Origin of the sequence: Paenarthrobacter sp. Y-19 (assembly GCF_029223985.1) — a bacterium.
Taxonomy (GTDB): domain Bacteria; phylum Actinomycetota; class Actinomycetes; order Actinomycetales; family Micrococcaceae; genus Arthrobacter; species Arthrobacter nicotinovorans.
In genome coordinates, this window is record NZ_CP119414.1 from 864,446 (window position 1) to 877,434 (window position 12,989).

A 12,989-nucleotide genomic window follows, 5' to 3' on the forward strand; every position below is an offset into this window, starting at 1 on the left:
CTGGTTAAATCACCGGGCGTCATTGGGGTAACGGACGCCCAGCTGGGAACGGACGCCGTCGAAGAGGCGCATCACATTGATGGAGTCTTCCAGCGGCATCACCGGGCTCTCGAGGAGTCCTTGCTGAACACAGCGGGTCACCTCGCGCAGTTCATAGGTGTAGCCGATGCCTGCAACGTCGAAGTGCTCGTGACGGGGCTCGTCCCAGCCGACCCTGACCAGCAGCTCACGCGGATTGTTTACCGATCCCACTGTCTGCAAGTAGCCAAGGCCGCCGGCAACAGTGGCTGTCCTTGGCCCATGGGCCATCAGGGACGACGTCAATTGCGCCTGTGCGCCCGTGTCATATCCCAGCGTCAGTGCGTTCTGCGTGTCCACGCCGTCCTCATTCAGCGATCCGATCGCCGTGACCGACTGCGGGAAGCCCAGCGTCCCCAAGGCCCAGAGCAAGGGATACACCGTGATGTCCAAGAGCGCTCCGCCGCCGTCGTTCAGGGCCCAGATGCGGGCCGAAGGATCGTACGGTGCCGGGAATCCGAGATCCGCGGTAACCCACTGGATTTGCCCCAGCTCACCGGACGCTGCGATCTCGAAAGCCCGCTGCATGCTCGGCAGGAAGCGGCTCCACACCGCCTCCATGAAGAACACGTTCTGCTCACGCGCGATCTTCACCAGTTCCATGGCCTCACGGGCATTGATGGTGAGGGCCTTCTCGCATAAGACGTGCTTCCCGGCCCGCAACGCCGCAGAGGCGATCTGGAAGTGCTGGGCGTGAGGTGTCGCCACGTAGACCACGTCCACCGCAGGATCCTCGAACAGACGCTGGTAGCCGGGAACACCGGCGTCGTTCCCATATCCCTTGGCGAAACCCGAAGCGTTGGCGAAGGCATCCGCGGCAGCCTGGGTCCGGGAACTCACGGCGTAGAGTTCCGCGTCCTCCAAGAGGGCCAGGTCCTGAGAGACGCTCTTGGCGATATTGCCCGTGGACACCACGCCCCACCGCAAAGGTTGCCCGGTGGCAGCGCGAGGATCCTGGTTGTCCTGGGTTGTGAGCCACGGCACGGCAATAGGAAGAGTCATGCCAGCCATCCTCTCATTCCGCGCAGGCGTTGGCGGCCAGGGGCACAGCCGTCCTTGTGGGCGCACTCGCCGGAGCCATTCCGGCGCTCGTGGCGGTGCGCGTCAAGGTCATCGACGCGATCCGGTTCTGAGCTCCTCGGTCAGCCGGCCCTGCTGGAGGCGGAAGCAGCGTTCGGTTTTCTGAGCCAGGCTGCGGTCGTGCGTGACCACCAGGATGGTGGTGTTGTAGTCGCGGCTCAGGGAGCTCAGGAGTTCGATGATGTGCTCGCCGGTCTGCTCATCGAGGTTTCCGGTGGGCTCATCGGCGAGGATCAGCTTGGGCTCGTTGGCCAGCGCCCGGGCAATCGCCACACGCTGCTGCTCCCCACCGGACAACCGGTTGGTCCGCCGCGAATGCTTCTCCGGATCCAGCTGAACCTGCTCAAGCAGTTCCTTAGCCCGCTTCAGCCTGGCCGCTTTACGGACTCCGGCGAACTCCATGGGCAGCATGACATTGTCCACGGCACTGAGGTTGGGGATCAGGTTGAATTGCTGGAAGACGAAACCGATGTCGCGGCGGCGGTACTCGGTCAGCTTGCCGTCCGGCAGCCCCGCCAGGCTCACGCCATCGACAACGACGTCCCCTGAGGTGGGCTTGTCCAATGCGCCCAGGAGGGACAACAGTGTGCTCTTGCCGCTGCCGCTCTTGCCCACGATGGACGACAACGAACCCTTTTCGAGCTCGAAGCTCACGCCGTTGACGGGCTTGATGGTCCGGTCACCGGACTTGAACTGACGGACCAGGTCCTTGACTTCAATCACGGCTATTCTCCTCGGAGTACTTCGATGGGACGGATGCGGGCGGTCAGCAGCGCCGGAACCAGCGCACCGATGATGGCGACGGCGAACACCGCGGCGATGCCGGCCGCGAGGACGCCGGGGGAGACGCTGGCCGTGACGGAGCTGAGCAACTGTGAGGCCCCGCCAAACGGACCTCCCTGCCCGCCGCCGGGGAAGCCGCCACCACCGGGTACCGCCCCGTTTGGCATGGCGCCGGCAAGGCCGCCGCCGCGCTGGTTGGTGGGGGCCGCCGTCGTGGTTGTGTTTGAACTGATCAGTGCCGAGGCGATGCCGCCACTGGCGAACGATGCAATCACCGCGCCCACTACGCTGCCCATGGCAACGAGAACCAGGGACTCGAGGACAAATTGCAGGCCGATGGTGCGGTTGGGAGCACCGATGGCCTTCAGCACGCCGATTTCGCGGCGGCGTTCACGGACCAGCATGACCATGATGAGCAGGATGATGATCCCCGCCGTGGCGAGGGCCGCAATGAAGGCGACCATGGAAATGTTCTTCACGCTGTCCAAGGAGCTGACGGCTGTTTCAAGGTTGCGCTGGCCTTGGGTGACGTCGGCTTTATCCGTGCCGAGAGCCGATTGGACGGCCGTTTTGGTGCTGTCGACGTTCTCCATGCTGTTGACCGTGACGATTATGCTGGAGAGCTCGTCCGGTGTTGACGCCAGGGTCTGGGCTTCGGGGAGCGTCAGGTAGACGGCATTGTTGCCGAACGCGGTGCCGGCGTCGAAGATACCGGCCACTGTGAACGTCTTGTCCTGCACGGTGAAGGTGGACCCGACACTCAGGCTGTTCTTTTCTGCCAAGGACTTGCCTACCAGGGCCTTCCCACCGGCAGCCGTGTATTCGCCCAGCCCGGTGCCGCTGGTGATATTCAGTGCTTTGCCGGTGCTGTCGACCTCCGCACCGATGCCCGTTGCCGTGATCGGAAGGGCCCGGGCGGGCAGGGCGGTGGTGCCCGTTCCCGAATTTCCGTTGGCATTGTTGCGGTTGCCCAGGGTGCCGGCGTCGATGGCCGCTGTCAGGTTGGTGCTGACCGTAGCCTGCTGGCCGCCAGGGCCGAAGCCGCCTCCAGGACCCGCCTGCTGCGTGGTTCCTGTGGTTCCTGTCGTTGCAGTCTGCAGGCGCAGGGCCTTGGTTCCGACTACCGAGGTGACATTGGCGACCGACGCCACGGTCCCGGCTTCCGCCGTCGTGAGGGGTTCGCCGCCGCCTTCGAAGCCTTGCCCGCCGGCCGGGTTGACCGTCAGGGTGGTGCCTACGGAGGCGTTGAGCTCCTGCACTTTGGCGCCCACCGCCTGGTTCGCAACGAGCATGGCCAAAGCCAGCCCGATCGCTACGGCGAGGACGGCGACCACCGCCGCTGTTCTGATTTTGTTGCGGAAGGCATTGCCTACGCTTCGGGCAAGGACGCTCACGTTTCTCCTCTGGACCTGCAAGTTCGTGGCCCACGGGACGCGGGCTGCAGGTCCAACATTGCTGAGCGCTGCTGTGCGGCACTCCAGCCGAAGCTATGTGTGGGCTGTGAAAGCCTGGGGTCACGAATTCTGCTGGATCATTCACTTTCGCTGTTACCCGGAACCCCGAATTCCGGAGCTCTGGCCCGCCCCGGGGGCTCGATGATCCAGCAGAACCTGAGCAAGCAAAAGCCCCGGCCCGCCTGCTGGCGGACCGGGGCTTGCTGTATTACTTGGTGCTCGGGTGTTACTTGGTGATCGGGCCGAGTACCGGATCGTCGACGTAAGCCGTCTTGACGTTCTCAGCCGTAACGATCTGCGGCGGCAGGAGGAACGCAGGAACGGTCTTGACGCCGTTGTTGTAGGAGTCCTTGTCGTTGATCTCCAGCTGCTTGCCGGCCTGGAGGTCCTTCACCATGGTGATGGCGTGCTCAACGAGCTTGCGGGTGTCCTTATTGATGGTGGAGTACTGCTCGCCGGCCATGATGGACTTCACGGACTCAACTTCGGAGTCCTGGCCGGTGACCACGGGCAGCGGCTTGCCGGCGGCCTTGACGGACGTCAGCACTGCACGGGCCAGGGTGTCGTTCGGGGACAGGACGCCGTCGAGCGAAGCGGTGCCGTAGCTGCCGGTGAGCAGCGTGTCAGCGCGACGCTGTGCGTTTTCTGCCTTCCAGCCCTGGGTAACGGCCTGCTCGAAGGAGGTCTGGCCGGAGACAACCTTGAGGGTGCCGTCGTCGATCTTCGGCTTCAGGACGCTCATGGCGCCGTCGAAGAAGACCTTGGCGTTGGCGTCATCAGGGGAACCAGCGAAGAGCTCGATGTTGTACGGGCCGGAAGGCTTCTTGGCCTTCAGTCCGTCCAGCAACGCCTGGCCCTGCAGGACACCGACCTTGAAGTTGTCGTATGCCACGTAGTAGTCCACGTTGTCCGTGTTCAGGAGCAGCCGGTCGTAGGCGATAACGGTGGCGCCGGAGTCCTTGGCCTGCTGAAGCTGGGTACCCAGCTGGGCGCCGTCGATGGCTCCCACGATGATGACCTTGGCACCCTTGGTGACCATGGCGCTGATCTGGTTCTGCTGCTCGGACACGCCGCCGTTGGCGAACTGGACGTCGGCCTTGAAGCCGGCGCCGGAGAGGCCATCGTTGAACAGCTTCTCCGCGAGGACCCAGTTTTCACTGGTCTTCTGCGGAAGTGCGACGCCGATCAGCGAGTCCTTGGGGAACGCTTCCCCGCCTGCCGTGCTGCTGCTTGAGCCGCTGTCAGTGCGGCCGCAGGCTGTCAGCGCCAGTGCCGCGATGGCAGCGACTGCTGCTGCCTTTCCTGCTTTACCAAACATTCGCATATCTTGGTTCACTTTCTGTGTGGGTGGGGTGGAGCGAGTCGAGCGGAAGCGGGATTACGCTTCCTTGGAGATGACCTCTTTGGTGGAGGTGGTTTCGTCGGGCTTGAGTTCGTTGTTGTTGCGCTGGAAGTTCTTCAGCAGCAAACCGGTGATCGAACGCTTTCCCTGGGACTTGTTGTAGACGTCGAAGGCAACTGCGGCCAGGAGCACCAGGCCCTTGATGATCTGGGTGAGGTCGGCGCCGACGCCCAGAAGCTGCAGGCCGTTGTTGAGGACGGCCATGACAAGGCCACCGACGATCGAGCCGATCACGGTACCGACGCCACCGGTAACGGCTGCGCCACCGATGAAGACGGCTGCGATGGCATCCAGTTCCCAGCCAACGCCATCGAACGGGCCCGATGCCGTGGAGCGGCCAACGAAGATCATGCCGGCCAGGCCTGCCAGGACGGACATGTTCATCATGACCATGAAGTTGACCTTCTTGGACTGCACGCCGGACAGCTCGGCTGCGTGGCGGTTGCCACCCACAGCGTAGACGTGGCGGCCAAGGACCGTCTTGTCTGCGATGAAACCGTAGATGAGGACCAGGACGGCCAGGATCAGGCCGGGGATGGGGAAGGACGTTCCGGGGCGGCCGGTGGCGAACAAGTACGTGGCGTAGAGGATCGCTCCGCAGATGAGGACCAGCTTGGTGACCTCAACCCAGAGCTCGGGAACGTCTGCGCCCAAAGCCTTGTTGGCAGCGCGGGCACGCAGCGACATGATGACGACGAATGCCGCAGCAACGATGCCCAGGAGCAAGGTGAGGTTGTTGAAGCCGGTGTTCGGGCCGATCTCCGGAAGGTAGCCGGAACCGAGGTACTGGAAGTCCTTGGAGACCGGGATGGTGTTGGACTTGCCGACAAACTGGTTGAAGCCGCGGAACAGGAGCATGCCGGCCAGCGTCACGATGAAAGCGGGTATGCCGACGTATGCCACCCAGAACCCTTGCCAGGCACCGATCACGGCACCAAGGAGCAGCCCGAAGAGCACACCGGCCCACCAGGGCAGGCCCCAGTCACGCATTGCGAGGGCCACGAACACGCCCACGAATGCTGCCACTGATCCCACGGAGAGGTCGATGTGGCCGGCGATGATAACCAGGACCATGCCGATGGCCAGGATGAGGATGTAAGAGTTGCCGTTGAACAGGTTGATCACGTTGCCGGGCGTCAACGTGCGGCCGTCCGTGAAGATCTGGAAGAAGACGATAAGTGCCACCAGGGCGAAGATCATGCCGAACTGGCGGGTATTGCCACCAAATAGCTTCTTGAGCGCGTTCATTGTTTTGGTCCTTGTGTCAGGAAGGGGCGGGGCTGGGCCAAAGGGTCAGGCTGCTTTGCGGGAGGAAGTCATCAGCTTCATGAGGCTTTCCTGGCTTGCTTCGTTCTTGTCCAGGACGCCGGTGATGGCGCCTTCGAAGATGGTGTAGATACGGTCGGACAGGCCCAGGAGCTCCGGAAGCTCCGAGGAAATGACAATCACTCCCTTGCCCTGGTCGGCCAGCCTTTGGATGATGCCGTAGATCTCGTATTTGGCGCCCACGTCAATGCCGCGGGTGGGTTCATCCAGGATCAGGAGGTCCGGGTCGGTGAACATCCACTTGGCCAGCACCACCTTTTGCTGGTTGCCACCGGAGAGTTTGGCTACGCCCTCTTCAACCGATGGGGTCTTGGTCCGAAGCGACTTCCGGTATTCCTCCGCGACGCTGAACTCCTTGCGGTCATCAACTACGGTGTAGTTGCTGATGGCGCGAAGGTTGGCCGCAACGGTGGTCGTCTTGATGTCGTCCAGCAGGTTCAGCCCGAGCGACTTCCGGTCTTCGGTCACGTAGCCGAGTCCGGCGTCGATCGCGGCCCTGACGCTGCGGAGCTGGATCGGCTTGCCGTCCTTGAAGATCTGGCCCTTGATGAACCGGCCGTAGGAGTGGCCGAAGACCGACCTGGCAAGTTCCGTGCGGCCGGCACCCATAAGGCCCGCGAAGCCGACGATCTCACCGCGGCGTACAAAGAAGTTGGATCCCTTGCAGATGAGGCGGTCCTGGATCTGGGGGTGACCCACTGTCCAGTCCTTGACCTCGAAGAAGACTTCGCCGATTTTGGGCTCGTGGTCCGGGAAGCGGGACTCGAGCGTCCGGCCGACCATGCCTTTGATGATGCGGTCCTCATCCACGCCATCGCGTTTGACGTTCAGCGTTTCGATCGACTTGCCGTCGCGGATGATGGTGATCTCGTCCGCGATCTGTTCGATCTCGTTGAGCTTGTGGGAAATGATGATCGAGGTGATGCCGCGGCCTTTGAGGCCAAGGATCAGGTCCAACAGGTGCTGGGAGTCCGATTCGTTCAGTGCTGCGGTGGGCTCGTCCAGGATCAGGAGCTTCACGGACTTGTTCAGCGCCTTGGCGATTTCCACCAGCTGCTGCTTGCCGACACCGATTTCCTTGATGGGGGTGTCGGGGTCTTCACGGAGGCCTACCCGAGCAAGGAGTTCGAGGGACCGCTTACGGGCCTCGGCCCAGTCAATGACACCCCACTTAGTCGGTTCGTTGCCCAGGAAGATGTTCTCCATGATGGACAGTTCCGGGATCAGTGCCAGTTCCTGGTGGATGATCACGATGCCGGCCGCTTCACTGGCGCGGATGTCCTTGAACTGCTGCGTTTCGGCCTGGTACACGATGTCGCCGGTGTAGCTGCCGTAGGGGTAGACCCCGGACAGGACCTTCATCAGCGTGGATTTGCCTGCACCGTTCTCACCACAGATTGCGTGGATCTCGCCGGCCATTACGCGCAGGCTTACGTTCGACAAGGCTTTCACTCCAGGGAATTCCTTGGTGATGGAGCGCATCTCCAAAAGGATGGGCTCGCCTTGCGTGTCGAGGGTTGTCATCAGCCCTTACGCCTCCAATGCATGACTTCGTTGTCGGCCCCGCAAACGGCGGAGCTGTCTGATGAAAAAGTAAACTGGATCACCTATCTTGTCGTCAAGACTTGAACGCATGATCCAGCTAACGATTTCGTTACCTACCAGTAATACCGGCGTGCTGGAACACCAAAGCGGCCGCTCCGAGGGCCTCTGCCCGGGCGCCGAGGGAGGACATTGCCAGGTGCGTCGTTTCGCCCACCACGGGCACGGCATGGCGTACCAGGCCCCTGCGGATGGGGTCCAGGAGCAGGTCGCCAAGACCAGCCAGCGGGCCACCGACAACAATGACCTCGGGGTTGATCAGGTTGGAAACGTTCCCCAGTGCACGTCCCACGGCCAGGCCGGCGTCGTCCACGACGCGCTGTGTCGCGGAGTCCCCGGCGAGGCAATTGCGCACGATGTCCTGGGGCGTCAGCAATGTCTCCTGGCCGCGGCCCAACAGCTCGATCATGGTGGTGGTGGACGCTATCGTTTCCAGGCAACCCCGGTTCCCGCAGCGGCACACGAGGCCGTGTTCATGGATCGTCGCGTGGCCGATTTCACCGGTGATGCCGACGTTGCCGTAGTACGGGAATCCGTTGAGGATCAGGCCGGCGCCAATGCCCGAACCGATCTTGAGGAACATGAGGTTGGAGACCCCGCTGTGCGGTCCCCAGGTCACTTCGGACAGCGCGCCAAGATTGGCGTCGTTGTCAACAAAGACGGGGCAATTCAGTGCTTCCTCCAGCCTGTGGAGGATGTCGATGCCCACCCATTCGGGAAGGATGGCGCCTTGCGCGACGGTGCCGGATCTGCGGTCGATCGGGCCGGGAATGCCGGCTCCTGCGCCGACTACGGCCGTTCGGTCGATGCCGTTCTCACGGAGCAGTTTCTCCAGCAGGCGGACCGCAGCGGCGATGCCCTCTTCCGCCTGGTGACCCAAGGGCAACTCGATGTAGTCCTCGGCAATAACGTGGTAACCCAGCGAGGCCAGAACCACCCGCAGGTGGCGGCGTCCGAAGTCGATTCCGACGGCGACAGCCCCGTTGCTGTTGAGCCGTACGTTGGTTGCGCGGCGGCCGGAGCTCGTGGTCGGTTCGGTGGACACCAGGCCGGCGTCCTGCATGATTTTGACGATGTTCGAGATCGTGGCGGTGGAGAGGCCGGTCTGCCGCGAAAGCTCGGCTTGCGTGGACGGTCCGCTCAGCAAGCACTCGATGATGCGCTGCTGATTGAGGTGGCGGAGCGCGGACTGCGAGCCGGGTTTTCTTGGGTGGCTCTTCGTTGAGCGCTGCGTAGCGGGCATGACAAGAAGATTGCCCCAGAAGATGCGTTGTAGTCAAGAAGTGAACACAGCGAGTCAAGCATCACTGACATACTCCAACGCAAGGACACTCTCTAAGTACCCCTTGTGAGGCCCGATATGCGCCCTATCCCCAACTTTTTAGGCGCAGAGCGGGCTCGGCAACGGGGGAGGCGCGTGCAATGCGTCCCGGGTTCGCGGCCCGCAGGTCCAATTGCATCGCCGCATGCAACGGAGCGAAGCCTAGGCTTGAACCAAGAAGATGTCCCATGCCCACGGACGGCAGGGATCAGGTGAAACAAGGTGGTAATGATGCTGCTCGCAATCCTGCAGGCGAACGCCTCCGTCATGGACGTGGACGCCAACCTGCGCACAATCGAGGACGCAGCCCAGCGTGCTTCCAGCGCGGGAGCTGCTCTGCTGCTCACCCCGGAGCTGTTCCCTGTTGGTTACGCGCCACTGCGCCTGCATGCCGAGTTGGACCCCGCCACTTTGCCGGCAGTTCGCGAACGCTTGGCCGGGATCGCGCGCACTCACGGCATTGGCTTGGTCTACAGCCTGCCGGCCGTCGCCCCCAAGGAGGCAGCACACGACGACGCCGCGCAGCCGGCTTTGGCCGGCGACGCCTGGCACATCACGGCCACTTTGCTGGACGCTTCGGGCGATGAAATCCTCAATTACGCCAAGGTCCACCTCTTCGGTCCGGAGGAACACAAGGCGTTCGTCGGCGCCCAGGTACCTCCCGCCGTCGTGGATTTCAACGGAATCCGCACGTCGATGCTGATCTGCTACGACGTCGAGTTCCCTGAAGCAGTGCGTGCCGCGGCCACCCGCGGTGCTGAACTCCTGCTGGTGCCGACAGCCCTTTCCGCCGGGTTCGAGAACGTGCCGCAAGTCCTCATCCGCGCCAGAGCGTTGGAAAGCCAGCTCAACGTGGCCTACGCCAACCATTCCGGCCACGAGGACATCTACAACTTCCTGGGCGGCAGCGTGGTGGCCGGTCCTGACGGTTCGCTGCTCGCCGCCGCGGGGGAGGGCGCAGCGTTGTTGTTCGCGGAGGTCGGTACGGAAACGGTCAAGGCCGCCCGTGACGAAGTCCCGTACCTGCGCGAACGCAGGCCGGAACTGTACAGCGAGTGGGAGCAGCAGGCCTAGGCAGTGGCCTCCCGGTCCGCCGTCACCAATCCGTCCACGTACTGCAGCGCGAACCACAACTCTGCCCGTACCTGCGCCTGGTTGAGGTCCATGTCCAGCAGCTCCCCGAGGACGCCGATCTGCCGGCGCACACTGTTCCGGTGCAGGCCGAGCAATTTGGCGGAGCCGTCCCAACTTCCGTTTTCGCTGAGCCATCCCCGCAGCACGGACAGCAGCGGATCCCTGCGGTCCGGTTCCAACGCCAGCACGGGCGCCAGAAGCCGCTCGGCCAGCATGGTCCCCGCTTCGCGTCCCAGAAGGCCGGTGACCGACCACGTCACCTCGTCCACGCGTGCGCTCATGCCACTGGAGACAACCCGGGACCGCAGGGAGCTTGCCCGCTGGTAGGCCGCTGAGAGCCCGTGAAGTTCCGTCGGTTCGCCAATCACCAGGCGCCAGCCCAGTTTTTCGATGTCGGCCAGCAGCGAATCATCGACCCTCAAACGGGTGATCGCCGCGAAACCGTACTCGGTGATCTCCACCAGCTTGGTGTCGAGCAGACGCCGCCATTGGAGCACCTCGCGGACGGGACCGTCGTCGGCCGCCCCATCCACCCGGACACCCTGCACCACCCGCATCTGCGCCGACCTGGTGGACGACAAACTCTGTGCCAGCAGGTCCTTGAGGCCGTTGACGTGCTTGGTCCCGCCGGTAGCCAGGGAGTCCGGATGAAGCAACACCGCGGTGGCGAGCTGGCTCGGAGCCAGGGATCCGCTGGTTCGTTGCCGCACCAGCAGTTCCAGCAATCCCACGGCCGACTGCACCACGTTGTTCTGCGCAGGTGTCAGCGGCGCGTCCGAACCGAGGATCAACGCGCCAAGGTTCGCGTCTTTGGTACTCCGCAGGGGGTGCCCAAACACCAGCGCCGATCCCGGCTGCTCAAAGCCGTCCATCTCCACGCGGGGACCGCTGCCGGACAGCAGCCGCTCCAGCATCGGTGCCAGCAGTGAATGCTCGACGCCGTTGCTGCCGCCGGCATTGTGCCCGCGTGCCCTGACCCGCCCGTCCGCCCCCACCAGCAGCGCCCACACCGGTACGCGCTGGACGAGGGCTGCCAGCAGTTCGTGTTCCGGCCTGGGGGAGAGGACCGCGCGCATGAGCTGCCGGTTGGTCTCGGCGAGCTGCCGGAAAACGCGTGCGTTGTCTGTCTCCAGAAGCTGCGAGAATTCAAGACCGATCGCGGCGAACGGGACGGACTCCGGTACCTCGAAAAGGGTGAGGTCGTGGGTGCGGCACGCTTCGACCAAGGCCTCAGGTACGGCGTCGAAGTAGGGCCTGATGCCGAACCCCAGTGCAGCGACCTTGGCGTCCACGAGCCGGCGGACGTAGGCGTCAACCTTCGCCGCCGTGCCGCCCTCCCCAAGGAAGGGCAGCCCGGCGGTGAGGAGGAATTCGCCCTCGGGCAGGTAGGGCGTGGGGTCTTCGAGCTCACTGGGTTCCACCCACCGCAGCAGCGAGCCGCCGCTGCCGCCGTCGTGAATCATTTTCAACTCGGGCGGCAGCTGCTCCAGGAACTGCTCAAGCGTGACGAAGCTCAGGCGGGCGGTGGCGGGTTCAGGCGACATTGCCTTGCCCGGCGGCTGCCGGCTCCTGGTAGTCGGGGCATTGGTAGGCGGTAGTCGAGTAGGCACGGGGGAGGCGCGGTGCGATCCTGTTGATGATCTCGTCTCCATGGCTGCCGATCGCGGCACCCCAGTCGTCGGCGCTCGCCGCTCCGCTGGAGGGATCGCCGAACAGCACGGCGGTGTCTCCCACTGCGATTCCGGACGCATCCGGCCCGAGGTCCACCATGAACTGGTCCATGCAGACCTTGCCGATTACCGGCACGCTGCGGCCAGCGATGTTCACCACCGAGCGTCCGCTGATGCCCTTGGGAATGCCGTCCGCGTAACCGAGCGGGATGAGCCCCAGATACCGGGGTTCGTAGGTGATGGCCTGGTGTTCGTAGCTGACCCCGGTGCCCGCTGGGACCTTTTTCACCATGACCAGCGGCGCAGTCACGCTCAGCGCCGGGCGCAGCCCGAAGTCCGCCGGGTTGAGGTGGTCCGCCGGAGCGAGGCCATAGATTGCCAGCCCTGCGCGGACCATGTCGAAGTGGAATTCGGGGCGGTCCAGGATGTTGGCGGAGCTGGAAACGTGCCGCAGTTCCGGGGTCAGCCCGGCGTCACGGGCTTCACGGACGGCGTCCTCGAACTCGGCGACGGCGGCTGCGTTGCCAGGGTGTGCCGGGACATCGGCCCAGGCCAGGTGGGTCCAGAGGCCGCGGACGCGGAGGGTTCCGTCGATTTCGGCTTGCCGCGCGTGCGCCACGAGTTCCGCCCAGTCTTCCTTGCGCGCGCCGCCACGGCTGAGGCCGCTGTCCAGTTCGAGATGGACGACGGCGGGGCGGCCAAGGCGGCCGGCGATACCCGCCAGGACCTCCAGTTGGCCAACGCTCCCGAGGGACACGTCGATGTCGTTTTCCAGCGCCTCGAGAATGGTGGCACTTGTCTGGGATGCCAGATAGAGCCAGGAAAGGATGGGTAGGGTGATGCCTGCTTTGCGGAGGGCGATGGCTTCCGTGAGTTGGGCTGTTCCCAACCAATCGGCCCCGGCATCGGCAGCAGTTTGGGCGACTTCCACCAGGCCGTGCCCATAGGCGTTGCCCTTCACCACGGCCATGAAGAACGGCGCCTCGGTGCGCTGTTTCAGGGCCTTGACGTTGTCTGAAATGGCGGACAGGTCAACGGTGACCTGTCCGGAGAGGGCTGCTGCAGCAGCCTCTTGATAGTGTGCATTACGTCTCATGGTTGAACACTATAGGTCATTTTGCACCGTGGTGAGAGGTGGC

The 12,989-nt window shown here is 63.8% G+C and carries 10 protein-coding genes; 1 reads left to right on the forward strand and 9 read right to left on the reverse strand.

Translation table 11 applies throughout. The features are described 5' to 3' along the window. Positions 1-9: 9 nt before the first annotated feature. The 7 genes from PYR64_RS04115 to PYR64_RS04145 all read right to left on the reverse strand — a co-directional run bounded on the left by PYR64_RS04115 (position 10) and on the right by PYR64_RS04145 (position 8,968). Positions 10-1,080, reverse strand: a complete 1,071-nt coding sequence (locus PYR64_RS04115; RefSeq protein ID WP_275778539.1) for a Gfo/Idh/MocA family oxidoreductase — start codon at positions 1,078-1,080, stop codon at positions 10-12. Between the two features lie 108 nt (positions 1,081-1,188). Continuing rightward, positions 1,189-1,881, reverse strand: a complete 693-nt coding sequence (locus PYR64_RS04120) for an ABC transporter ATP-binding protein (RefSeq protein WP_275778540.1) — start codon at positions 1,879-1,881, stop codon at positions 1,189-1,191. Between the two features lie 2 nt (positions 1,882-1,883). After that, positions 1,884-3,335 carry an FtsX-like permease family protein gene (locus PYR64_RS04125; protein ID WP_275778542.1) on the reverse strand — a complete coding sequence of 484 codons (1,452 nt, stop codon included), beginning with the start codon at positions 3,333-3,335 and terminating at the stop codon, positions 1,884-1,886. 286 nt (positions 3,336-3,621) lie between these two features. Continuing rightward, entirely contained in the window at positions 3,622-4,719 is a 1,098-nt protein-coding gene (locus PYR64_RS04130; RefSeq protein WP_035733403.1) for a sugar-binding protein, read from the reverse strand. Between the two features lie 54 nt (positions 4,720-4,773). Further along, positions 4,774-6,045, reverse strand: a complete 1,272-nt coding sequence (mmsB, locus tag PYR64_RS04135; RefSeq protein ID WP_018777226.1) for a multiple monosaccharide ABC transporter permease — start codon at positions 6,043-6,045, stop codon at positions 4,774-4,776. A gap of 45 nt (positions 6,046-6,090) precedes the next feature. Next, the gene (gene mmsA, locus PYR64_RS04140; RefSeq protein WP_275778546.1) at positions 6,091-7,647 is read right to left on the reverse strand and encodes a multiple monosaccharide ABC transporter ATP-binding protein; all 1,557 of its coding nucleotides are present in this window, start codon (positions 7,645-7,647) and stop codon (positions 6,091-6,093) included. Between the two features lie 130 nt (positions 7,648-7,777). Further along, positions 7,778-8,968: an ROK family transcriptional regulator gene (locus tag PYR64_RS04145; protein ID WP_018777228.1), complete on the reverse strand. Its 1,191-nt coding sequence runs from the start codon at positions 8,966-8,968 to the stop codon at positions 7,778-7,780. Between the two features lie 306 nt (positions 8,969-9,274). Between PYR64_RS04145 and PYR64_RS04150 the strand changes: the two genes are divergently transcribed. Then, positions 9,275-10,120, forward strand: coding sequence for a carbon-nitrogen hydrolase family protein (locus PYR64_RS04150; RefSeq protein WP_229778610.1), 846 nt, complete (start codon positions 9,275-9,277; stop codon positions 10,118-10,120). Here the strand turns inward: PYR64_RS04150 and PYR64_RS04155 are convergent. Then, positions 10,117-11,724, reverse strand: a complete 1,608-nt coding sequence (locus tag PYR64_RS04155; protein ID WP_055974637.1) for a PucR family transcriptional regulator — start codon at positions 11,722-11,724, stop codon at positions 10,117-10,119. The two genes, PYR64_RS04150 and PYR64_RS04155, sit on opposite strands and share 4 nt — an antisense overlap. Next, positions 11,714-12,946 carry an alanine racemase gene (gene alr / locus PYR64_RS04160; RefSeq protein ID WP_275778549.1) on the reverse strand — a complete coding sequence of 411 codons (1,233 nt, stop codon included), beginning with the start codon at positions 12,944-12,946 and terminating at the stop codon, positions 11,714-11,716. Before alr ends, PYR64_RS04155 begins: the two co-directional genes overlap by 11 nt. Between the last annotated feature and the right edge of the window lie 43 nt (positions 12,947-12,989).